Below are 22,821 nucleotides of genomic sequence, written 5' to 3'. Positions count from 1 at the left end.
GTTTTTCTGCCCTCCCTGCTCTCTCCCCCCCCCCCCCCCCCCCCCCCCCCCCCCCCCCCCCCCCCCCCCCCCCCCCCCCCCCCCCGCCCCGCTCCTCGGCCTTGCGGGCCAGGGCGGCGAGGGCCGCGTGGGCGCGGGCGTACCCGACAGAGGTGGGCGCCCCGCTCGACGTGCGCCCTTCGGTGACCGCCGGGAGCGCCTTGGGGGCGTCGGCCGGGCCCGCGGAGGCCCCGGCGGCCAGGAGGCGGCGGCCCTCCAGCGCGCTGGCCCGCTCGGTCTCGGCGGTGGCGTAGCGGCGCAGCAGCGCCGCGTGCTCGCCGCGCAGGCCCGCGAGTTCGACCCGCTTGGCCCGCAGCTTGGCGTCGAGCCTGCCGCGCAGGACGCGGGCCTCTTCGAGGGCGACCTCCAGCTCGGCGATCCGCTCCTCGGTCCGCCACTCGTCCTTGACGCGCTCGCGCGCCAGTTCGGCGACGCGCCTACCCGCGGCGCGGTCCCAGCTGCGCATGAGGACGGCTCCCGCGGTGCCCGCGGCCGCCGCGAGGGCCGTGAGCAGCCGCAGCGCCACGGGCTGGTCGACCAGCCAGGCCGCGGCCGCGCCGGCGAGGGACACACCGGCGACGGCCGTCGGGGTGAGCAGCCGGTGCAGGGGTTCGGGGTTGCGGTGGCGTCCACGGGGCATGGCCAGAAATTTACAGGGCGTGGGGGTCGTGTGGGGGTGTCGGCGGGCAATCTGTTCCCGGCCCGTTGCCCGGCGCGCCCGCGCGCCCGTCAGCCGGCCAGCCCCTTGGCCTTCAGGTAGGCCTTCGCGACGTCCGCGGGCTTCTCCCGCAGGGCGTCGACCCGGCGGTTGAGGTCGGCGAGGTCGGCGGTCGTCAGGGTCCTCGTCAGGCCGTCGAGGGCCGCCGCGACCTCGGGCGCGCCCGCGTCCCTGGCGTTGACCACCGGCAGGACGTTGTCGGCGTTCTGGAGCTTGCGGTCGTCCTCCAGCAGGACCAGGCCGTAGCCGTCCAGCGTGGCGTCCGTGGTCGTGGTGAGGACCAGCTGGGCGGTGCCGTCCTTGACGGCCTGCTTGGCCTGCGGGGTGCCGACGCCCTTCGGGTCGATGCCGGAGACCGAGATCCCGTACGCCGTCTTCAGCCCCGGCGCGCAGAAGGGCCGCACGGAGCACTCGTCGCCGGCGGCGATCCGCACCGGAAGCCCGGATTTGCCGAGGTCGGAGAGGGTCTTCAGGTTGTTCTTCGCGGCGTACTCCTTCGACACGGCGAAGGCGTTCTGGTCGACGGCCCCGCCCGCCGGGAGGACCTTCAGGCCGAGGGGGGCGGCGAGCTTCTCCAAGGCGGCGACGGTCGCCGCGGCGTCGCTGGACGCGGCCGGCTTCTCCTGCGGCGCGTTCGGCCCGTTGACCTTGGCGTTGAGGAACTCGGCGAGCGTGGCGGCGTACTCGGGCACCACGTCGATCTCGCCCTTCTCCAGCGAAGGCTCGTACAGCTCGCGGTTGTTGACCGTGGTGACGGAGGTGCTGTAGCCGGCGTGGCGCAGTACCTGCGCGTACAGCTCGGCGAGCACGTTCGACTCGGTGAACCCGGCCGCCCCGACCACGAGGGCGCCCTTTCCTCCGCCCGCCCCGCCGGAGGCCGCCGCGGCGTCCTTGCTCTTCTCCAGGCTGTCGCCGCCGCAGGCGGTGAGCGAGGCGGCCAGGGCCAGCGCCCCGAGGGCGGCGCCGAGGGCGCGGACGGGCTTGCTCATGGGTGCTCCTCCAGAGGTGGGTACGGTCGCGGGGCGGGTGCGTCAGCGCGCCGCCGGGCGGGGGAACAGCCGGTCGACGGCGACGAGGACGCCCTCGACGAGCAGCGCGAGGCCCGCCACGAGCAGGGCGCCCGCCACGACCTGGGGGGTGTTGTAGGTGTTGAACCCGGCCGTGATGATCCGGCCGAGGCCGCCCTGGCCGACCATCGCGGCGATCGTGGCCGTCGCGACGACCTGCACGGCGGCCGACCGCACCCCGGTCATCACCAGCGGGCGCGCCAGGGGCAGTTCGACCCGCAGGAGCAGCTGGCCCGCGGACATGCCCATGCCGCGGGCGGCCTCGACGACGGACCGGTCCACGCCGCGCACGCCGACGTAGGCGTTGGTCAGCAGCGGCGGGACCGCGAAGAGGACGAGGGCGGCGACGGTCGGCACATTGCCGGCGCTGCGCAGCGGGGAGACCATGAACAGGGCCAGTACCGCGAACACCGGTACGGCGCGCCCGATGTTGGAGAGGTTCACGGCCAGGGCCCCGCCCCGGCCGGTGTGGCCGAGCCACAGTCCGGCGGGCAGCGCGAGGGCGCAGGCGAGCGCCAGGGCCGTCCCGCTGACCAGGGCGTGCTCGGCGAGCCGGTGCCACACGCCGTTCTCGCCGGACCAGTTGGCGCCGTCCGCCAGCCAGTCGAAGACCCTGCCGGGTACGCCCACGTTCAGACCTCCCCGTTCCGGTGCGCCCGCCGCCGGCCCGCGGCGCCTGGGTCGGCGCCGGCCGCGCGCGCCCACGGGGTGAGGAGCCGCTGCACGCCGAGGAGCAGCAGGTCCGCGGCAAGGGCGAGCAGCACGCACAGCAGGGAGGCGGTGAGCACCTGGGCCTTGAAGTCGCTGCTGACAGCCGGGGCGATGAGGTTGCCGAGGCCGCCCTTGCCGACGATGGAGCCGATGGTGGTCAGGGCGACGGTGGAGACGGTCGCGATCCGCACCCCGGCGAGCAGCGCGGGCAGCGCGAGGGGGAGTTCGACCTGCCACAGCAGCCGGCCCGGCCCGTACCCCATGCCGCGGGCGGCCTCCCGCACCTCCTCGGGGACGGCCTCCAGCCCGGCCAGGGTGTTGCGGACCAGGATCGTCAGCGAGTACAGCACCAGGCCGGTGACGACGAGGGCCGCCGACAGCCCGAAGAGCGGCAGCAGCAGGGAGAACATGGCCAGCGAGGGGATCGTGTAGAGCAGGGTGGTGAGTCCGAGCACGGGCGCGGCCCAGCGCCGGCCCCGGCGGGCCAGCAGGGCCAGGGGCACGGCCACGGCGAGGCCGATCAGGACGGACGCCGCGGTGATCCACACATGCTGGACCGTGGCGTCGGTGAGCTCCTCGGAGCGGGAGGCGACGTACTCCCAGCACAGCCAGTCGTTCGCCACCAGGCAGCCCTGCCCGGCCATCGCCCACCCCCTCACCGTGCCGCCGCTCGTACGCCCGTCTGGAACCGGGCGTCCTCCGCGACCCTATCCCCCGGTTCCCCGGGTGGCCGGAACCATTCGCACAGGGGCAACACACCCGTCACCTCCCGCCACCCGTCCGCGCCGCGGGTGCGCAAGGATGGCGGGGTGATCCGATTCGAGCACGTGACCAAGCGCTACGCCGATGGGACGACGGCCGTCGACGACCTCTCGTTCGAGGTGGCCGAGGGCGAACTGGTCACCCTCGTGGGCCCGTCGGGCTGCGGGAAGACCACCACCATGAAGATGGTGAACCGGCTGGTCGAGCCCACCTCCGGCCGGATCCTGCTCGGCGGCGAGGACATCGCGGCCGCCGACCCGGTGCAGCTGCGCCGCCGCATCGGCTACGTCATCCAGCAGGTGGGGCTCTTCCCGCACAGGACGGTGCTGGAGAACACGGCGACCGTTCCGCAGCTCGTCGGCACCCCGAAGGCCGCCGCCCGCGCCCGCGCCGCCGAACTCCTCGAACTGGTGGGCCTGGACCCCTCCGTGTACGGGGGCCGCTACCCCGCCCAGCTGTCCGGCGGGCAGCGCCAGCGCGTCGGGGTGGCCCGCGCACTCGCCGCGGATCCGCCGGTGCTGCTGATGGACGAGCCGTTCGGCGCGGTGGACCCGGTGGTCCGCGAGCGCCTCCAGAACGAGTTCCTGGCCCTGCAGAGGACGGTGCGCAAGACGATCCTGCTGGTCACGCACGACCTGGACGAGGCGGTCCGGCTCGGCGACCGCATCGCCGTGTACGGGGCGGGCACCATCGAGCAGTTCGACCGCCCGGCCGCCGTGCTCGGCGCGCCCGCCAACGCGTACGTGGCCTCCTTCGTCGGCGCGGACCGCGGCCTGAAGCGGCTGGCCGTCACCCCCGTCCGGGCCGGGGACCTGGAGCCGGCCGAGGGGCCGGCCCCGGCGGCCACGGTGCCGCTGGGGTCCTCGCTGCGCGAGGCGCTGGCCGCACTGCTCCGGCAGGACGCGGGGCGGATCGGGGTCGCGGACCCGGAGTCGGGGCGGCTCGCCGGCGTCCTGACCCCGCAGGGTGTGCACCGGGCGCTGCGGCGCGCGGAGGCCGCGGAGGACGGCGGCTCCTGACGGGGCGGCAGGCCCCGGTAACGCGGAAGACCGGCCGCGGGGGCCGGTCTCGTCCGGGTGTGAAGGCGCCGCCCCGGTGCTCCCGGGGCGGCGGTCAGGCCTGGATGCGGTTGCTCATCCACACCAGCATGGGCGGGATCTCGCGGCGCCAGGTGTTGAAGTTGTGGCCGCCGCTGTCGAGGATGATCGACGAGACCCGGTCCGGGCCCTTCACCAGCTTGATGAACTTGCGGGTGTCCTCCAGGTTCGGCTCGCCCTGCTCGCTGCTGGTGACGAGGAACGAGGTGCCCGCCGGCTGCTTGCGCTCCATGCTGTGGAGGATGTCGGCGCGCTTCCTCAGGTTGTCGTCGCCCTGGAACAGGTTGCCCGTGGTGGCGTCGTTCGGGGCCTCGTAGTACGCGGACAGGCCGGCCGCGGCACCGAACGTCTGCGGGTAGTGCGCGGCGATCTTCAGGGCGCAGTAGCCGCCGGTGGAGTTGCCGATGAAGCCCATGTTCTCCGGCTTCTTGCCGACCCGGAAGGTGCTCTGGATGGCCTGGGGCAGGTCCTGCGCGAAGAAGGTCTCGGTCTGCGGGCCGCCGGGTATGTCGACGCACTCGGTGTCCCGCGGCGGCGCGACGGTCGGGCGCAGCATGACCAGGATCATCGGCTTCATCTTGCCCGCCTTGGCCTGCTTGAAGGCCGTCATCGGGTAGTTCAGCCCTTTGATCAGGTTCTCCGCGGTGCCCGGGTAGCCGGTCAGCACGATGGAGGCCGGGAAGTTGGCGTCCTTGTGCTGCGGCTGGAAGTACTCCGGCGGCAGCCACACGTAACCGGGGCTCGTTATCTTCGACTTCTCGCCGGTTATGGAGACCTTGAGGATCTGGCCGCCCACCTGGGGCTGGGCGCCGCCCGGGACGTCGAGCTTCTGCTTGTCGACGACCTTGATGTCCTTGCTGCTCAGGGAGTGGTCGACGACCTTGCCGACGGAGGTCTCCTTGCCGAGCAGGTCCGCCCAGGAGCCGTAGAAGGAGAACGACTGGTTCGCGGCGAGGCCCACCGCCGCGAAGATCGCCAGCTGGGTGGCCAGCAGGAGGCCGATCCGGCCGAGCAGCGCACGCCAGGTGCGGCCCGAGAGCCGGGGCCAGAGGTACACGGTGGCCGCGAAGAGCAGCACACCGGCGGCGACGGCCAGCGCCAGAACCGTGTTACTGGTGAGACCCATGAGCAGTCAGTCGACTTTCTGATGGCAGGACTGGATTTTCTCGGCGAAAGAGTGAACCCGCTCGACCCCGGCGTCGTCCTAGTGGACGCACCACACTCCGGAGGCTGTCGTCGCGGCCTTCGGCCACATGATCTCTCGCGGAGCAACGGGAAGCGATGTCTAGCAGGATAGATGGCGATAAGTCGGGACAGGTTCCGAGCGGAGTGCGCCGAATCCTCCGCGGACCACGACCTGAGTCGGTCCCCGGCCTGGTGGGTACGGCCGTCACGATCGTCGGCCTCCTCGACATCGCCGCGGGTGTCTTCCCGCGGTTCAGGCACAGCCGGATCCACGCGGTCACCGAGGTGCTGCCCGGTTCGCTGGGCCCCTTCGCCGCCGCCCTCTCCATCAGCGCGGGCGTGCTGCTCCTCCTGCTCGCGCACGGCCTGAAGCGGCGCAAGCGCCGCGCCTGGCGCGCCGCCGTCGTCCTGCTGCCCGCGGGCGCCGCGGCGCAGTTCACGTACCGGCACTCGGTCATCGGCGTCGTCATCGCCGCGCTCCTGCTGGGCCTCCTGCTGCGGTACCAGGGCGAGTTCAAGGCGCTGCCCGACCCGCGCAGCCGCTGGAAGGCGCTGGCCAACTTCGTGCTGATGAGCGCCGGCTCCATCGGCCTCGGACTCGTCATCGTCAACTCCCACCCCGGCCGCGTCATCGGCCGTCCGGGGATCTACGAGCAGATCACCCATGTGATCTATGGCCTGTTCGGCTTCGAAGGACCCGTGGATTACGCCGGACGGGTGTCCTGGACCGTCGGCTACTCCCTCGGCGCCCTCGGCATGCTGACCGCGCTCACCACCATCTACCTCGCCCTGCGCCCCGAGCACCCGGCTGCCCGCCTCACCGCCGACGACGAGGCCAAGCTGCGCGAACTGCTCGCCCGGCACGGCGGCCGCGACTCCCTCGGCCACTTCGCGCTGCGCCGCGACAAGGCCGTCGTCTTCTCCCCCAGCGGCAAGGCCGCCGTCACCTACCGCGTGGTCTCCGGCGTGATGCTCGCCTCCGGCGACCCGATCGGCGACGTCGAGGCCTGGCCCGGCGCCATCGAGCGGTTCATGGAGGAGGCCAAGGCCCACTCCTGGACCCCTGCCGTCATGGGCTGCAGCGAGACGGGCGGCGAGGTCTGGACCCGCGAGACCGGCCTGGACGCCCTGGAGCTCGGCGACGAGGCGATCGTCGACGTCAAAGACTTCTCCCTCACCGGCCGCGCCATGCGCAACGTCCGCCAGATGGTGAAGCGCATCGAGCGCAACGGCTACACCACCAAGGTCCGCCGCGTCTCCGACCTGACCGAGGAGGAGCTGGAGCAGGTCCGCGGCGCCGCCGAGGCCTGGCGCGGCACCGACACCGAGCGCGGCTTCTCCATGGCCCTGGGCCGGGTCGGCGACCCGGAGGACGGCGACTGCATCATCGCGACGGCCCACCGCACCGAGGAGGGCGACACCAGCCCCTTCGGCGACCTCAAGGCCATCCAGCACTTCGTGCCGTGGGGCAAGGACGGCATGTCGCTGGAGCTGATGCGCCGCGACCGGGCCGCCGACCCCGGCATGAACGAGCTGCTGATCGTCGCCTCCCTGGAGGCCGCCCCCTCCCTCGGCATCGAGCGGGTCTCGCTGAACTTCGCGATGTTCCGCTCCGCCCTGGCCCGCGGCGAGAAGATAGGCGCCGGCCCGGTCCTGCGGATGTGGCGCAACCTGCTGGTCTTCCTCTCCCGCTGGTTCCAGATCGAGTCGCTGTACAAGTTCAACGCGAAGTTCCGGCCCCGCTGGGAGCCCCGCTTCGTGGTCTTCCGCAGCACCGGCGACCTGCCCCGCATCGGCTTCGCCGCCATGCAGGCCGAGGGCTTCGTGACCCTCGCCCTGCCGCGGCTCTTCGCCGCCCGCCGCCGCCCCAAGCCGGCCCGCACCTGCGCCCACGCCCACCTGCGGGCGGCCGCCGCCCCGGCCAAGGCGCCGGAGCGCGAGGTCCAGGCGGCCTGAGCCCCGCCCCGCCCGCCGCCACCGCGGCATCAGCGGCAGCAGTCGTACGCATCGCCCGGCCCCCGGTCCGCCCGGGGGCCGGGCTCCGTGCTTTCCCGGGCCGTGCCCCGCGGGCGCCTACTCACGGGTAACCGGCCGGCCGCCGCCCGGGCCGTGCCCGGAGCGGGGCAGCCCTACCCTGGGACCATGAACAACACGCACGGGGCCGTCGGCAGGGGCCGGGTCGCAGGCCTGCCGGAATGGGACCGCTGCGGGGTCATGGGCGTCGTCAACGTCACCCCCGACTCCTTCTCCGACGGAGGCCGGTTCTTCGACACGACCGCCGCCGTCAAGCGGGGCCTCGACCTCGTCGCGCACGGCGCCGACCTCGTCGACGTCGGCGGCGAGTCCACCCGCCCCGGCGCCACCCGCGTCGACGAGGAGGAGGAGCTGCGCCGCGTCGTCCCCGTGGTCCGCGGCCTCGCCTCCGAGGGCGTCACCGTCTCCGTCGACACCATGCGGGCCTCCGTCGCCGCGCAGGCCGTCGCGGCCGGCGCCCGCCTGGTCAACGACGTCAGCGGCGGCCTCGCCGACCCCGGGATGGTGCCCGCGGTGGCCGCCGCCGAGGTGCCGTTCGTCGTGATGCACTGGCGCGGCTTCAGCGCCGGCATGAACAGCCTCGCCGTCTACGGCGACGTCCTCGCCGAGGTCACCGCCGAGCTCCGCGACCGCATCGACGCCGTCGTCGCCGGCGGCATCGCCCCCGAGCGGCTCGTCGTCGACCCCGGGCTCGGCTTCGCGAAGAACGCCGAGCACGACCTGGCCCTCGTCGCCCACCTGCCCGACCTGCGGGCCCTCGGGTTCCCGCTGCTCGTCGCCGCCTCGCGCAAACGATTCCTCGGCCGGGTCCTGGCCGGTGCCGCCGACGCCGCGCCGCCGCCGGCCCGCGAGCGCGACGCCGCCACCGCGGCCGTCTCCGCCATCGCCGCCCACCAGGGGGCCTGGGCCGTACGGGTCCACGAGGTACGGGCCACCGCCGACGCGGTTCGGGTGGCCCGCGCCGTGGAAGGGGCTCTGTGACCGGTCCCGCACCCGAGGCCCGACCCACCCGGAAAGGGGCAAGGTGAGCAGAACCGACATCGAAGCGGTCGAAGAGGTCAACACGGCTTTCTACGAGGCCATGGAGCAGGGGGACTTCGACACCATGTCGGCGCTCTGGCTGGAGGACGAGGTCTCCTGCGTGCACCCCGGCTGGCCCGTGCTGAGCGGCCGCGGGGAGGTGCTGCGCTCGTACGCGCTGATCATGTCGCACACCGACTACATCCAGTTCTTCCTCACCGACACCAAGGTCGCCGTCCTGGGCGACACGGCCCTGGTCACCTGCACCGAGAACATCCTCAGCGGGGGGCCCGCCGAGGACGGCGGCGAACTCGGCCCGCTCGTCGGCCAGCTCGTCGTCGCCACGAATGTGTTCAGACGCACATCCGAGGGCTGGCGCCTGTGGTCCCACCACGGATCCCCGGTCCTGGCGGACACCGACGAGGACGACGAGGAGCCCTCCGGCTGACCCCTACGGCAGGCCGGGGCCCCGTTCGCAGGTAGATTCGACGGCGGACGACGCCGACCGCACTCGGCGCAGGCCCAAGGATCCGGGGAGTCCCGGACCGCAAGCACTACGAAGCAGGAGTGATTCGCGTGGATCGTGTCGCGCTGCGCGGCCTCAAGGCCCGCGGGCACCACGGCGTCTTCCCCCGTGAGCGCGAGGAAGGCCAGACCTTCATCGTCGACCTCGTGCTGCACATCGACACCCGCCCGGCCGCGGCGGACGACGACCTGGCGAAGACGGTCCACTACGGCGTCGTCGCCGAGGAGGTCGTCGCCGTCGTCGAGGGCGAGCCCGTCGACCTCATCGAGACCCTGGCCGAGCGGATCGCCCAGCAGTGCCTCAAGCACGAGGCCGTCGCCCAGGTGGAGGTGGTCGTCCACAAGCCGGACGCGCCGATCACCGTCCCCTTCGACGACGTGACCATCACGATCACCCGGAGCCGCGCGTGAACAACGGACTGAACGCCCAGAGCGACCCGACCGTCCAGCCGGTGCCGGCGTCCGTCGTCGAAGCCGTCGACGCCGCCGACGTCACCCTGTCCAACCCGAAGTGGGCCGTGATCGCCCTCGGCTCCAACCTGGGCAACCGGATGGAGACCCTCCAGGGCGCCGTCGACGCCCTCGGCGACACCCCCGGCATCCGCGTCAAGGCCGTCTCCCCCGTCTACGAGACCGAGCCGTGGGGCGTCGAGCCCGGTTCGCAGCCCTCGTACCTGAACGCGGTGGCGCTGGTGAAGACGACCCTGCCGCCGTCCTCCCTGCTGGAGCGCGGCCACGCCATCGAGGAGGCCTTCGACCGCGTCCGCGAGGAGCGCTGGGGCCCCCGCACCATCGACGTCGACATCGTCGCGTACGCGGACGTCGTCTCCGACGACCCCGTGCTCACCCTGCCGCACCCCCGGGCCCACGAGCGGGCCTTCGTGCTGGCCCCCTGGCACGACGTCGACCCCGAGGCTCGGATCCCGGGCCGCGGGCCCGTCGCCGGCCTGCTGGACGGGCTCGGCCGCGGCGGCGTGACGCCGCGCCCCGACCTGGAACTCCGCCTGCCCGAGTAGTCGTTAGCCTGGTCACTGCCAGACAGCCGGGGAACCGGCGCGGAAAGCGGGGAGCGGGCACGTGAAGCAACTGAAGCCGGCCGTCCTGGCGGGCATCTTCGCCGTGGCCGGGGTGCTGTCCTGGGCGGGCGCCCGGCTGTGGAACGCCTACGGCAGCCTGCCCGGCGTCCCCCTGGCGGCGCCCGTCGTTCTCGGCGTGATCGCCGTGGTGCTGCTCGCCACGGCGCTGTCGCTGCGCTCGCGGCTGAAGGCCCAGCGGGAGCGCCGTCCCGACGCGAAGGGCGTCGAGCCGCTGATGGCCGCCCGGGCGCTGGTCTTCGGCCAGGCCAGCGCGCTGGTCGCGGCGCTCGTCGCGGGCATGTACGGCGGCGTGGGCGTCTTCCTCCTCGCCGACGGCCTGGAGGTGCCCGCCCGCCGGGACCAGGCCTGGTACGCGGCGTTCTCGGTCCTCGCGGGCATCGCTGTCATCGCCGCCGCCCTTTTCCTGGAGCGCGTCCTGAAGCTCCCCGAGGACGACGACACCGCCCCGCCGCAGGCCCCCTCGCGGGCCTGACCGCCGCCCGGGCCCCGCCCGGCGGCTCCGGCCACCGGGCGGCACGCCCTCCCGCGCACCGGCGGGGCCGCCGCGTCAGCGGGCCATTATCAGGCTCATGGCCTCGCTGCGGGTGGCGGAGTCGCGGAGCTGGCCGCGGACCGCCGAGGTCGTCGTCTTCGCGCCCGGCTTGCGGATGCCGCGGACCGACATGCACATGTGCTCGGCCTCCACGACGACGATCGCGCCGCGCGCCTCCAGGATCTCCATCAGCGAGTCCGCGATCTGCGTGGTCAGCCGCTCCTGCACCTGCGGGCGCCGGGCGTAGACCTCGACGAGGCGGGCCAGCTTGGACAGCCCGGTGATCTTCCCGCTCTCCGCCGGGATGTACCCGACGTGGGCGACGCCGTGGAAGGGCAGCAGGTGGTGCTCGCAGAGGGAGACGATCTCGATGTCCTTGACCAGGACCATCTCGTCGTGCCCGAGGTCGAACGTCGTCGTCAGGACGTCCTCGGGCTTCTGCCACAGGCCCGCGAGGATCTCCCGGTAGGCCCGGGCCACGCGCGCCGGCGTCTCCAGGAGGCCTTCCCGGTCCGGGTCCTCGCCGACCGCCAGGAGGAGCTCGCGGACGGCTGCTTCGGCCCGCTTCTCGTCGAACACGCCGATCGTGCCCTCGCCGTCCAGCGTCACTGGGTCGGTCATCTGTGCCTCGTTCCTGTCTTCGCTCACACGGGCATACGAAAATGCCGCGCCCCCCAGGCTAGAACCCGGGGGGCGCGGCTTCCATTCCGGGACCTGCCCCGGCCTGCGCCTACTCGGCGCGGTCCTCCGTGACAGGCTCCTTCTCCACCGACACGGCGGCCGAGGTGCCGTTCGCCGCGTTCGTCAGCTGGAGCTCCTTCGGGGAGAGCACCGGCGGGCGGGTCGACGGGGTGCGGTGCGCCGAGCCGGTCCAGGCCGGGCGGGCCGGGCGCTTGACCACCGTGGAGAAGATCTCGGCGATCTCCTCCTTGCCCAGGGTCTCCTTCTCCAGGAGGGCCAGGACCAGGTTGTCGAGCACGTCCCGGTTCTCGACCAGGATCTCCCAGGCCTCGTTGTGCGCGGTCTCGATGAGCTTCTTGACCTCTTCGTCGACCAGCGCCGCGACCTCTTCCGAGTAGTCCCGCTGGTGCGCCATCTCGCGCCCCAGGAACGGCTCGGTGTTGTCGCCGCCGAACTTGATCGCACCCAGCCGCTCGGTCATGCCGTACTGGGTGACCATCGCGCGGGCCGTGGCCGTGGCCTTCTCGATGTCGTTCGCGGCGCCGGTGGTCGGGTCGTGGAAGACCAGTTCCTCCGCCGCGCGGCCGCCCAGCATGTAGGCCAGCTGGTCGAGCATCTCGTTGCGCGTGGTCGAGTACTTGTCCTCGTCCGGCAGGACCATCGTGTAGCCCAGGGCCCGGCCGCGGGACAGGATCGTGATCTTGTGGACCGGGTCGGAGTTCGGGGACGCCGCCGCCACCAGGGCGTGGCCGCCCTCGTGGTACGCGGTGATCTTCTTCTCCTTGTCGGACATGATCCGGGTCCGCTTCTGCGGGCCCGCCACGACGCGGTCGATCGCCTCGTCCAGCATGTGGTTGTCGATCAGCTTCTTGTCCGAGCGGGCCGTGAGCAGCGCGGCCTCGTTCAGCACGTTCGACAGGTCGGCACCGGTGAAGCCGGGGGTGCGCCGGGCGACGGCCGACAGGTCGACGTCCGGGGCGACCGGCTTGCCCTTCTGGTGGACCTTGAGGATCTCCAGGCGGCCCTGCATGTCCGGCCGGTCGACGGCGATCTGCCGGTCGAAGCGGCCCGGGCGCAGCAGCGCCGGGTCGAGGATGTCCGGGCGGTTCGTGGCGGCGATCAGGATGACGCCGCCCTTGACGTCGAAGCCGTCCATCTCGACGAGCAGCTGGTTCAGGGTCTGCTCGCGCTCGTCGTGGCCGCCGCCGAGGCCCGCACCGCGGTGCCGGCCGACGGCGTCGATCTCGTCGACGAAGACGATCGCCGGGGCGTTGGCCTTCGCCTGCTCGAACAGGTCGCGCACACGGGAGGCGCCGACGCCGACGAACATCTCGACGAAGTCGGAACCGGAGATCGAGTAGAACGGGACGCCCGCCTCGCCGGCGACGGCGCGCGCCAGCAGGGTCTTGCCCGTGCCGGGCGGGCCGTAGAGCAGGACGCCCTTGGGGATCTTCGCGCCGACGGCCTGGAACTTGGCCGGCTCCTGGAGGAACTCCTTGATCTCGTGGAGCTCCTCGACGGCCTCGTCCGATCCGGCGACGTCCGCGAAGGTCGTCTTCGGGGTGTCCTTGGTGATGAGCTTGGCCTTCGACTTGCCGAAGTTCATCACCCGGGAGCCGCCGCCCTGCATCTGGTTCATCAGGAACAGGAAGACGACCACGATGAGGACGAAGGGCAGGAGCGAGAGCAGCACGCTCAGGAAGGGGCTGGTCTTGTCCGGGGCGACGGAGTACCCGTCGGGGATCTGACCTGCTTCGTACTTGGTCTGGAGGCTCTGGGCGAGCTGCACGCCCTGGTCTCCGATGTAGTTGGCCTGGAACTTCGTGCCGGACTTGTCGCCGAGCTTCTCGTTCTTCTTCAGGTCAATCTTGATCATCTGGCTGTCGCCGGTGGTCAGGCGCGCCTGCTCCACCTGGCCACTGTTGATCGCCTTGATGACCTCGCTGGTGTCCACCGACTTGTAGCCGCCGCCTGAGCTGACGACGTTCATCAACACGACCACGGCGAGGACGGCCAGCACGATCCACATGACCGGCCCACGGAAGTATCGCTTCACGTCCATCCATACGGGACGCAAGGCGCCCCGTCCCTCCTGCCCGTAGGTAAATGCTGCTGTGAGTAAAGACTGTTCTTCGGAATGTACCCCTGTATTGTCACCCGCGGCCCGTGGGACGGCTGACAGAACTGCTTTCCCCTGCTTCAACGGCGGGGGGCGGCCGGGGGTTCCCCGGCGGGGACCCCGGTCGGAGCCCCCGCGCAGGAGCTGTGTCAGCCGCCGTAGACGTGCGGGGCGAGGGTGCCGACGAACGGCAGGTTGCGGTACTTCTCGGCGTAGTCGAGGCCGTAGCCGACGACGAACTCGTTCGGGATGTCGAAGCCGACCCACTTCACGTCGATGGCGACCTTCGCGGCGTCGGGCTTGCGCAGCAGGGTGACGACCTCCAGGGAGGCCGGCTGGCGGGAGCCCAGGTTCGACAGCAGCCAGGACAGCGTCAGGCCGGAGTCGATGATGTCCTCGACGATCAGGACGTGCTTGTCCTTGATGTCGGTGTCCAGGTCCTTGAGGATCCGCACCACGCCGGAGGACTGGGTGCCGGCGCCGTACGAGGACACCGCCATCCAGTCCATGGTGAGCGGGGTGGACAAGGCACGCGCCAGGTCCGCCATCACCATCACCGCGCCCTTGAGGACGCCGACGATGAGCAGGTCCTTGCCCGCGTACTCCGCGTCGATCTTCGCGGCCAGCTCGGCCAGCTTCGCGTCGATCTCTTCCTTGGTGATGAGCACCGACGCCAGGTCGCTGCCCATGTCCTTCTCGTCCACCCGCATCACTTTCGTTGTCGGCCGGGACCCCGGGGGGCGACCCCGGAGGACTCAGCCGTGTTTCAGCACCTATCAGCCCTGCCGGATGACAAGTCTGCCACCCTGGCGCCGGGCCTCGACCCGGCCGGGCAGGTTGATGGCGCCCTGGCCCCGCCATCCGGTGATGAGCCGGTCGACTTCCTCGATGTGGCGGGCGAAGAGGGAGCCGGCCGGGGAGCCCGCCGCGACCACGGCCCGGCGCAGCACGCGGCGGCGGACGGCCGGGGGCAGGGCGTAGAGCTTGGCGCACTCCAGCCGTCCGTCGTCGTCGCGTACGCCGGCCTCGGCCTCGGCCGCCCAGGCGTCGAGGGCGTCCGCGTCGTCGCGGGAGAGCTGGGCGGTGCGGGCGAGCGCCTCGACGACGCCCTTGCCGAGGGCCTTCTCCAGCGCGGGCAGTCCCTCGTGCCGCAGCCGGGAGCGGGTGTAGGCGGGGTCGATGTTGTGCGGGTCGTCCCACACGGGCAGCGACTGGACCATGCACGCCTTGCGGGCGGTCTGCCGGTCGACCCGGAGGAAGGGGCGGCGGTAGCGGTGGGTGCGGCCGGGGGCGCCCTGGCCGCCGGGGCCGGCGGACACCTCGGGCATGCCGGACAGGGAGCGGATTCCGGAACCCCGGGCCAGCCCCAGCAGGACGGTTTCCGCTTGATCGTCCCGCGTGTGGCCGAGCAGCACGGCGGCGGCGCCGAACCGGTTCGCGGCGTCGTCCAGGGCGGCGTAGCGGGCGTCCCGGGCGGCGGCCTCGGGACCGCCCTCGCGGCCGACGCGCACGGTGACCGCCTCGACCGGGTCCAGGCCCAGGGCGGCCATGCGGGTGGCGACCTCGGCCGCCCGCAGGTCCGAGCCGGGCTGGAGGCCGTGGTCGATGGTGACGCCGCCGGCCCGGATGCCCAGCTTGGGCGCCTCGAAGGCGAGCGCCGAGGCGAGGGCCATGGAGTCGGCGCCGCCGGAGCAGGCGACGAGGACGAGCGGCGGGGTGCCTCCCCCGGGCGCCGGGTGGAGCGCGCCCCGGCCGGCGCCGCCTCGGTCGGCGGGCCGTTCGGTGAGGTCGGTCAGGACGTCGTGGAGAACGCGGCGGACCGCCAGGCGTATCGCCGCGACCGCAGGATGGGGACCCATGTCCGGTGCCCTTCGGTGGAGTTTCGTCAGATGCCGTGGGAGGCCGGGAGCGGCCTCCGCGGGGATGGCGGTTGTCACTCAGAGTGCGTCGATGGTGACAGAACCGAGCCGTTCCCTGAGCATCGCACGCCCTTCCACGCCTCACGGTCCCTCGGACGGGTGACGCTCGTTCCCTCCATGAGACAGGTTTACGCCTGCCGGGTCACTCCCCTTCGCCCGCTTCGCCGCCCCTGGTGCCGTGACCGGGAGAGTTCACCGGGTCGCGGCGCCCGGCCCGGCGCCTCGCGGCGTTGCCGGACCGCGCTCGTACGCCCCGTACGCGCCGCGGCCCTCCGCCTTGCGATGCACCGCACCGGACACCGCGACCCCGCAAACCCTCCCGGCCACAGCGCTAGCCGTGCACGCGGGCCACCCAGTCCGCGGGCCGGGCGATCTCCGCCTTGGTCGGCAGCGTGTTGGGGGAGGTCCACACCCGGTTGAAGCCGTCCATGCCGACCTGCCCGACGACGGCCCGCACGAAGCGCTCACCGTCCCGGTACTGGCGCAGCTTGGCGTCGAGGCCGAGCAGCTTGCGCAGCGCGGCGTCCAGCCGGCCGGCCCCGGTGGCGCGGCGCTGCTGGAACTTCTCCCGGATCTCGGCCACGGAGGGCACCACCGCGGGGCCGACGCCGTCCATCACGTAGTCGGCGTGGCCCTCCAGCAGGGACATCACGGCGGTGAGGCGGCCCAGCACCTCGCGCTGCTCGGGCGTCTGGACGAGCTCGACGAGGGTCCGGCCCTCCTCGCCGCGCTCGGCGTCGGGCCGGGCCCCGGCGAAGGCCTGGGCGGCTTCGCGCAGCCGCTCCAGGAGGGCGGCCGGGTCCATCTCGGTCGCGCCGAGGAAGCTCTGGATCTCCGCTTCGAGGTGGTCGCGCAGCCAGGGCACGGCCGTGAACTGGGTGCGGTGCGTCTCCTCGTGCAGGCAGACCCACAGCCGGAAGTCGTGGGGGTGCACGTCCAGCTCGCGCTCGACGTGGACGACGTTGGGGGCGACGAGCAGCAGCCGGCCGCCGGCGGCCGCCCCGGAGCCGCGGGAGAGGTCGCGCTCCAGGGGCGCGAAGGTCTCGTACTGGCCGAGCACCCGGGAGGCGAGGAAGCTCAGCAGCATGCCGAGCTCGACACCGGTGACCTTGCCGCCGACGGCGCCGAGGACCCCGGCGCCGGGGGTGCCGGCGCGGCGGTCCTGCATCTTGCCGAGCAGCGGCGCGAGGAGCTCGCGGAAGCCGGCCACGTTGGCCCGGACCCAGCCGGCCCGGTCGACGACCAGGACGGGGGTGTCGGGGACCTCCGCCCCCTCGGGGATCATCCGGGTGAACCCGCGCACGTGGCGCTCGGAGGTCCTGGCGTGCCGGCGCAGCTCCGCCACCACGGCCCGGGCCTCGTCGCGCGTGACCTCCGGACCCGGCCGGACCAGCCGCGTCGCGGTCGCCACCGCGAGGTTCCAGTCGACCATCTCGGCACCACCGATGCTCGTCATGCGTCAACGGTACGTGGACCGGGCCCGCTGCGGATCCCCCGCGCAGCCGCCGGTGTAACGCCTCGGGCGCGGGCCCGCTCCGGGGCCTGTCCGGCGGATCAGGGCCCGGCAGGCGCTAGCGGGCGGCGGCGACGGCCGCGGCGAGCCGGTCGAGCCGCTTCTCGGCGGCGGGGCCGTCGGGGGCCTCGGCGCTGAGGAACGCGAAGGCGAGCAGCCGCCCGGAGGCGTCCACGACGGTGCCCGACAGGGCGTTCACCCCGCTGAGGGTGCCGGTCTTGGCGCGGACGAGGCCCGCCGCCGGGGAGTCGCCCGCGTTGCGGGCGCGCAGCGTGCCGGTGAACCCGGCGACGGGCATCCCGGTGAGGACGGGCCGCAGCTCGGGGTGGTGCGGGTCGGCGGCCTTCGCCAGGATCCCGGTGAGCAGGCTTCCGGTGAGGCGGTCGGCGCGGTTCAGGCCGCTGCCGTCGGCGAAGCGCGAGCCGGCCACGTCCAGGCCGAGGGAGGCGAGCCGGTAGGACACGGCCTGCTCGGCGCCCTCGAAGCTGGCGGGCCGGCCGGAGGCGAGGGCGGTCTGCCGGGCGAGCGCCTCGGCGATGTCGTTGTCGCTGTGGGTCAGCATCCGCTCGACGAGCCCCGAGACGGGCGTGGAGAGGGTGACGGCGAGCGGCTGGGTGCCCGCTGCGGGCCTGGCCCGGGCGGGTTCCCCGGTGACGGTGATGCCGCGTTCCGCCAGGAGGGCGGCGAAGGAGCGCGCGGTGTCGGCGGCGGGGTCCTCGGCGCGCGCCACGGGCCCGGAGACGGAGTCGTCGGGCCGGGCCTCGTCGGCCATCAGGGAGGTGACGGGGGCGAGGTTGCCGTTGACGCCGATCGGGTGCCTGGCCGGGCCGGTGAAGAGGCTGTCGTCGTAGCCGAGGGCGACCGTGTCCCGGCCGGTGGCCTTGAGGGCCTGGGCGGTGTCGGCGGCGAGGGCGACGAGGCTGCCGCCGGAGCCGGCCGGGGGCTTCTTCTTCGCGGTGAGGGAGGGGTCGCCGCCGCCGACCAGGACGATCTGCCCGGGGTCGGTGCCGGGGGCGACGGTGGTGCGGATGCGGTGGTCGGGTCCGAGGGCGGTCAGCGCCGCGGCGGCCGTGGCGATCTTGGTGGTGGAGGCGGGCGTCATGGGCCGGCCGTGTCCGGACTCGAACAGGACCCGGCCGGTGGCGGTGTCCACGACGGAGGCGGTACGGGCGCTGCCGAGTGCGGGGTCGGCCAGCAGCGGCCGCAGCGCCTCGGCGAGCCCCGCGGGCTCCGCGGCCCCGACCGCGCCGGCGGCCTGCCCCAGGCCCGGGCCGATGCCGGCGAGCACGCCGGGGGCGCTCGGCGCGGGCTGCGGCAGGGGCGGCGCGGCGTGATCTGCGCCACCCGCCGGTTCCCAGGAGGCGGCCCTGTCCCGCTCGGCCTTACGCTGACCGGAGTCCCAAGGACCGGCCGCGGACACCGCGGCCACCGACAGGGCGAGACCGGCGGCGGTCGACCCCGCGATGAGCTGCCACGTCTTGACCAGAGGCACCTCGCACCAGCCCCTTTCGCGATCACGGATGTGCGTGAGGGACACTTAACCACTGCGTCTTGCCGCGAGCATGGCACCCCACCCGGCAGGGCTGGGTCCGGACGCGCTATCACTCGAGCAACGAAGCTGATCATGGAGGAGCAGGACGTGGAGTTCGACGTCACCATCGAGATCCCCAAGGGTTCGCGGAACAAGTACGAGGTGGACCACGAGACCGGCCGGATCCGCCTGGACCGTCGCCTGTTCACCTCCACCAGCTACCCGACGGACTACGGCTTCGTCGAGAACACCCTCGGCGAGGACGGCGACCCGCTGGACGCGCTGGTCATCCTGGACGAGCCCACCTTCCCGGGCTGCCTGATCAAGTGCCGCGCCATCGGCATGTTCCGCATGACCGACGAGGCGGGCGGCGACGACAAGCTGCTGTGCGTGCCGGCCTCCGACCCGCGCGTCGAGCACCTGCGCGACATCCACCACATCTCCGAGTTCGACCGCCTGGAGATCCAGCACTTCTTCGAGGTCTACAAGGACCTGGAGCCGGGCAAGTCGGTCGAGGGCGCCAACTGGGTCGGCCGCGCCGAGGCCGAGGCCGAGATCGAGCGCTCCTTCAAGCGCCTCCAGGAGCACGGCGGCCACTGAGGCCGCCCCGGTCCGCCCCGGCGGGCCGGTGAGGGCTCCGGCGAGCCCGCGCCCCGTCCGCGGCGGGCGGCACCCCACCGGGTGCCGCCCGCCGCGGCGTTTCCCGGTGGGCGGACTCGTGGTCGCCCCGGATGAAACCGTTCCGCATACTGATACCCGGGCCGGCCAGGGACGGGAGGACGCGTGGCGGAGGCCGAGGGATCCGGGGACGAAGAGGACCGGAAGCCGCAATCCGACGAGGCGCACAGCGCCTTCTCCCCGCCGTTCGGCACCGGGCCGGAGCCGGTCGGCGACGACCAGCCGACCTCCGAGTTCACCGTGCCGGAGGGGCTGCCCCTGCCTCCGCCGGAGCCCGCGGAGGGATCGGCGTTCGCACCGCCCTCCGTCTACAGCGCCCAGCACTCCCCGCCGGCGTACGTGCACGGCCCGGGCCTGCCGCTGGCGCGGATGACGGAGTCCCCCTGGCAGGACCGGATGCGCACCATGCTGCGCATGCCGGTGGACGTGCGGCCCGTCCCCGAGCCCGTGCACCGGCACGGCGAGCCGGGTCCCGCCGTCGGCCGCGTCCTCGACCTGACCCTGCGCATCGGCGAGCTGCTGCTCGCCGGCGGCGAGGGCGCCGAGGACGTCGAGGCCGCCATGTTCGCGGTGGCCCGCAGCTACGGGCTGGACCGCTGCGAGCCGACCGTCACCTTCACCATGCTGTCCATCACCCACCAGCCCTCGCTGGTGGGCGACCCCGTATCGGCGAGCCGGACCGTACGCCGCCGCGGTACGGACTACACCCGGCTCGCGGCGGTGTTCCGGCTGGTGGCCGACATCAGCACCCCCGAGGCCGGGGTTACGCTGGAGGAGGCCTACCGGCGCCTCGCCGAGATCCGCCGCAACCGGCACCCGTACCCCACATGGGTGCTCACCGCGGCCACCGGGCTGCTCGCCGGAGCCGCCTCCGTCCTCGTCGGCGGCGGCGTCCTTGTCTTCTTCGCAGCCGCGATCGGCGCCATGCTCGGCGACCGGCTCGCCTGGCTGTGCGCGGGCCGCGGGCTGCCGGAGTTCTACCAGTTCGTGGTCGCCGCGATGCCGCCCGCGGCGCTCGGCGTGGGCCTCGCGCTGACCGAGCTCGACGTCCTCGCCTCGGCGGTGATCACCGGCGGGCTGTTCGCGCTGCTGCCGGGACGGGCGCTGGTCGCGGCCGTTCAGGACGGCCTGACCGGCTTCTACATCACCGCGTCGGCCCGGCTGCTGGAGGTCATGTACCTCTTCATCGGGATCATCATGGGCGTCCTGGTGGTGCTGTACCTCGGCCTCCAGCTCGGCGCCGCGCCCCGGCCGGAGGAGGCCCTCCAGATCACGCAGCGGCCGCTGATCCAGATCGCGGCCTCGATGGTGCTGGTGTTCACCTTCGCGATCCTGCTCCAGCAGGAACGTTCCACCGTGTGGATCGTGACGCTCAACGGCGGGGTCGCCTGGGTGACCTTCGGGGCCCTGCACTACGCCGGCGGGATCCCGCCGGTGCCCTCCACCGCCGTCGCCGCCGGGCTCGTCGGCCTCTTCGGGCAGCTGTTCTCCCGCTACCGCTTCGCCTCGGCCCTGCCGTTCGTCACCGCCGCGATCGGACCGCTGCTGCCCGGCTCGGCGACGTACTACGGGCTGCTGCTCATCGCCGAGGACGAGCTCAACCGCGGCCTCGGCTCGCTCACCAACGCCGCCGCCATCGCGCTGGCCATCGCCATCGGGGTGAACCTCGGGCAGGAGGCCTCGCGGCTCTTCATGCGGATCCCGGGGGCCGCCAGCGCCGCCCGGCGCCGCGCCGCCGCCAAGCGCACCCGCGGGTACTAGGGCCTGTACCGAGTCGCCCCGCGGCGTCGCGACGCCCGAAACGTCAGTACAGGCCCTGGAACGGCGGCGCCCCGCGGACCGCTGCGGGTCCGCGGGGCGCCGTACCGGGTGTGGCGGCGGTCAGCGCTTGGCGTGGCGCCGGCGCTCGCCCTGGCTGCCGCCCGGGCCGCTCTGGCCGGGGACCTCGGCCGCCTCCCTGCCCTCCTTGCGGGCCTTCAGGACCTCGATCACGACCGGGATGACGGAGACGAGGACGATGCCGACGAGGATCGGCTCGATGTTCTCCTTGATGAAGTCGATCTGGCCGAGCCAGTAGCCCGCGACCGTGATGCCGGTGCCCCAGGCGATGCCGCCGATCACGTTGTACGTGAGGAAGGTCCGGTACCTCATGGAGCCGGCGCCGGCGACCATCGGCGCGAAGGTGCGGATGATCGGGACGAAACGGGCGAGCACGATGGCCTTGGGGCCGTGCTTCTCCATGAACTCGTGCGCCTTGTCCAGGTTTTCCCGCTTGAACAGCTTGGAGTTCGGCCGGTTGAAGAGCTTCGGGCCGAAGTACTTGCCGATCATGTAGCCGACCTGGTCGCCGACGATCGCCGCGATCGTGATCAGCGTGCACACCAGCCACAGCGGCTGCTTGATGTACTCGCCGTTGGCGACGAGCAGGCCCGCGGTGAACAGCAGCGAGTCCCCGGGGAGGAACGCGAACAGTCCTGATTCCGCGAAGACGATGACCAGGATGCCGATCAGGCCGAAGTGCGAGATCAGATAGTCCGGGGACAGCCATTCGGGGCCGAGCGCAAGCGTGTACACGGGTGCCGGTCTCTCCTGGATCGGGGGGCGTCCGCGGATGAAGGGGGTGGGGCGGACGGAGGGGATCGTCTCAATTATCAACGCACACGGCCACCACCCGGTTCCAGGTCCCGGATGGCGGCCGTGCGGGATCAGCCGCGGCGGACGGCGTTGGCGGTGATGGCGTCCCGCAGGAACACCGCCAGGCCGGGCCGCACAGCGTCGTAGAAGGCCGTGAACCGCTCGTCGGCCACGTACATCTCCCCGAGACAGGTGTGCATCTCGTACGGGCAGGTGTAGTGGTTCCGCTCGATCCAGGCCCGGTGCTCCTCCGCCAGGTCCATGGCCTCCCCGGACTCCGGGTCCGCCCCCGCGTCCATCAGCGCGGCCAGGCGCCGGTTGAGGTCCTCGCCCTCCGCCATGATCCGCTTCCAGTCGTCCTTGGTGTACGACGCCGCCCGGCGGGCCGACTCCCGGTAGGCCTCGGTGCCGCCCCAGCGCCTCTCGGCCTCCTCGGCGTACTGGTCCGGATCGTGCGACCCGAACACCTCGAACTTCTCCTCGGGCGTGAGGTTGATGCCCATCCTGTTCGCCTCCATGGCTTGCTCCACGGCCTTGGCCATCTGCCGGAGCCGGTCGATCCGGTCGGACAGGAGGGCGTGCTGCCGGCGCAGGTGCTCCCTCGGGTCCGCGTCCGGGTCGTCCAGCAGGACCGCGACCTCTTCCAGGGGGAAGCCGAGCTCCCGGTAGAACAGGATCCGCTGCAGCCGGTCGAGGTCGGCGTCGCCGTACCGCCGGTGCCCCGCACTGCTGCGGCCGCTCGGCGAGAGCAGGCCGATCTCGTCGTAGTGGTGCAGGGTGCGCACCGTCACCTTGGCGAACGCGGCGACCTGGCCCACGGAGTAGCTCATTTGCTTCCGCCCTTTCTCTCGCCGGGAACTCTGCCTCCTCACGCCGCGTGAGGTGCAAGCCGGCGCGGCCGGGGCCGCGCCGGAGGCGGTCGGGAGGCGGTCGGAAGGCGGTCGGAGGGCGGTCGGAGG

Annotated in this window: 20 protein-coding genes and 2 pseudogenes; 9 read left to right on the top strand and 13 right to left on the bottom strand. The window is 73.0% G+C overall.

The genetic code is table 11. The features are described from left to right. Positions 1-97: 97 nt before the first annotated feature. From ACZ462_RS25685 to ACZ462_RS25670, 4 genes and pseudogenes are all read right to left on the bottom strand, one after another. Positions 98-679 (bottom strand): annotated as a pseudogene (locus ACZ462_RS25685) (hypothetical protein); the annotation flags it as partial. Positions 680-768: 89 nt separating this feature from the next. After that, positions 769-1,746 (bottom strand): ABC transporter substrate-binding protein, encoded by a 978-nt coding sequence (locus ACZ462_RS25680; protein ID WP_467809719.1) that lies wholly within the window; start codon positions 1,744-1,746, stop codon positions 769-771. Positions 1,747-1,788: 42 nt separating this feature from the next. Then, on the bottom strand, positions 1,789-2,454 hold the full coding sequence (locus ACZ462_RS25675; RefSeq protein ID WP_467809718.1) for an ABC transporter permease: 666 nt from the start codon (positions 2,452-2,454) through the stop codon (positions 1,789-1,791). A gap of 2 nt (positions 2,455-2,456) precedes the next feature. After that, the gene (locus tag ACZ462_RS25670; RefSeq protein WP_467809717.1) at positions 2,457-3,179 is read right to left on the bottom strand and encodes an ABC transporter permease; all 723 of its coding nucleotides are present in this window, start codon (positions 3,177-3,179) and stop codon (positions 2,457-2,459) included. Between the two features lie 165 nt (positions 3,180-3,344). Between ACZ462_RS25670 and ACZ462_RS25665 the strand changes: the two genes are divergently transcribed. Beyond that, positions 3,345-4,316: an ABC transporter ATP-binding protein gene (locus ACZ462_RS25665; protein WP_467809716.1), complete on the top strand. Its 972-nt coding sequence runs from the start codon at positions 3,345-3,347 to the stop codon at positions 4,314-4,316. Between the two features lie 94 nt (positions 4,317-4,410). On the opposite strand, the gene ACZ462_RS25660 is transcribed toward ACZ462_RS25665, so the two are convergent. Continuing rightward, complete coding sequence (locus ACZ462_RS25660) at positions 4,411-5,520, bottom strand: alpha/beta hydrolase (RefSeq protein WP_467809715.1); 1,110 nt, start codon at positions 5,518-5,520, stop codon at positions 4,411-4,413. A 155-nt stretch (positions 5,521-5,675) separates the two neighbouring features. Here ACZ462_RS25660 and ACZ462_RS25655 point away from each other — a divergent pair, with 155 nt between their 5' ends. The 6 genes from ACZ462_RS25655 (at position 5,676) to ACZ462_RS25630 (ending at position 10,727) form a co-directional block, all read left to right on the top strand. Further along, entirely contained in the window at positions 5,676-7,535 is a 1,860-nt protein-coding gene (locus ACZ462_RS25655; protein WP_467809714.1) for a phosphatidylglycerol lysyltransferase domain-containing protein, read from the top strand. Positions 7,536-7,721: 186 nt separating this feature from the next. Continuing rightward, positions 7,722-8,594 (top strand): dihydropteroate synthase, encoded by an 873-nt coding sequence (gene folP / locus ACZ462_RS25650; protein ID WP_467809713.1) that lies wholly within the window; start codon positions 7,722-7,724, stop codon positions 8,592-8,594. Positions 8,595-8,637: 43 nt separating this feature from the next. After that, complete coding sequence (locus ACZ462_RS25645; RefSeq protein WP_467809712.1) at positions 8,638-9,081, top strand: nuclear transport factor 2 family protein; 444 nt, start codon at positions 8,638-8,640, stop codon at positions 9,079-9,081. A gap of 128 nt (positions 9,082-9,209) precedes the next feature. After that, the gene (folB, locus tag ACZ462_RS25640; RefSeq protein WP_365506258.1) at positions 9,210-9,569 is read left to right on the top strand and encodes a dihydroneopterin aldolase; all 360 of its coding nucleotides are present in this window, start codon (positions 9,210-9,212) and stop codon (positions 9,567-9,569) included. Further along, positions 9,566-10,174, top strand: coding sequence for a 2-amino-4-hydroxy-6-hydroxymethyldihydropteridine diphosphokinase (gene folK / locus ACZ462_RS25635; RefSeq protein WP_114053547.1), 609 nt, complete (start codon positions 9,566-9,568; stop codon positions 10,172-10,174). The genes folB and folK overlap by 4 nt, the downstream gene beginning before the upstream one ends. 61 nt (positions 10,175-10,235) lie before the next feature. Then, entirely contained in the window at positions 10,236-10,727 is a 492-nt protein-coding gene (locus tag ACZ462_RS25630; RefSeq protein ID WP_114053546.1) for a DUF3180 domain-containing protein, read from the top strand. A gap of 75 nt (positions 10,728-10,802) precedes the next feature. On the opposite strand, the gene folE is transcribed toward ACZ462_RS25630, so the two are convergent. From folE to dacB, 6 genes are all read right to left on the bottom strand, one after another. Continuing rightward, the gene (gene folE, locus ACZ462_RS25625) at positions 10,803-11,408 is read right to left on the bottom strand and encodes a GTP cyclohydrolase I FolE (protein ID WP_467809711.1); all 606 of its coding nucleotides are present in this window, start codon (positions 11,406-11,408) and stop codon (positions 10,803-10,805) included. A gap of 109 nt (positions 11,409-11,517) precedes the next feature. Then, complete coding sequence (ftsH, locus tag ACZ462_RS25620) at positions 11,518-13,530, bottom strand: ATP-dependent zinc metalloprotease FtsH (RefSeq protein ID WP_125541794.1); 2,013 nt, start codon at positions 13,528-13,530, stop codon at positions 11,518-11,520. A 206-nt stretch (positions 13,531-13,736) separates the two neighbouring features. Then, positions 13,737-14,297, bottom strand: a complete 561-nt coding sequence (gene hpt, locus ACZ462_RS25615; protein WP_114053543.1) for a hypoxanthine phosphoribosyltransferase — start codon at positions 14,295-14,297, stop codon at positions 13,737-13,739. A gap of 66 nt (positions 14,298-14,363) precedes the next feature. Next, the gene (gene tilS / locus ACZ462_RS25610) at positions 14,364-15,446 is read right to left on the bottom strand and encodes a tRNA lysidine(34) synthetase TilS (protein ID WP_467809710.1); all 1,083 of its coding nucleotides are present in this window, start codon (positions 15,444-15,446) and stop codon (positions 14,364-14,366) included. A 391-nt stretch (positions 15,447-15,837) separates the two neighbouring features. Further along, positions 15,838-16,962: a zinc-dependent metalloprotease gene (locus ACZ462_RS25605; protein ID WP_467809709.1), complete on the bottom strand. Its 1,125-nt coding sequence runs from the start codon at positions 16,960-16,962 to the stop codon at positions 15,838-15,840. 115 nt (positions 16,963-17,077) lie between these two features. Continuing rightward, positions 17,078-18,511, bottom strand: coding sequence for a D-alanyl-D-alanine carboxypeptidase/D-alanyl-D-alanine endopeptidase (dacB, locus tag ACZ462_RS25600; protein ID WP_467809707.1), 1,434 nt, complete (start codon positions 18,509-18,511; stop codon positions 17,078-17,080). Between the two features lie 147 nt (positions 18,512-18,658). On the opposite strand from dacB, the gene ACZ462_RS25595 reads away from it, so the two are divergent. Together ACZ462_RS25595 and ACZ462_RS25590 are read left to right on the top strand one after the other, a co-directional pair. After that, a complete protein-coding gene (locus ACZ462_RS25595) occupies positions 18,659-19,150 on the top strand; it encodes an inorganic diphosphatase (protein WP_030199665.1) in 492 nt (163 codons plus the stop codon). Between the two features lie 183 nt (positions 19,151-19,333). Beyond that, complete coding sequence (locus ACZ462_RS25590) at positions 19,334-20,989, top strand: threonine/serine exporter family protein (RefSeq protein ID WP_467809997.1); 1,656 nt, start codon at positions 19,334-19,336, stop codon at positions 20,987-20,989. Positions 20,990-21,151: 162 nt separating this feature from the next. Here the strand turns inward: ACZ462_RS25590 and ACZ462_RS25585 are convergent. Beyond that, positions 21,152-21,802 (bottom strand): annotated as a pseudogene (locus tag ACZ462_RS25585) (DedA family protein); the annotation flags it as partial. A gap of 131 nt (positions 21,803-21,933) precedes the next feature. Beyond that, entirely contained in the window at positions 21,934-22,692 is a 759-nt protein-coding gene (locus ACZ462_RS25580; protein ID WP_467805525.1) for a MerR family transcriptional regulator, read from the bottom strand. Between the last annotated feature and the right edge of the window lie 129 nt (positions 22,693-22,821).

Source organism: Streptomyces sp. NPDC031121 (assembly GCF_055570615.1).
The sequence above is the reverse complement of the archived record's forward strand: the minus strand, read 5'-3'. Positions and strand labels throughout refer to the sequence as shown.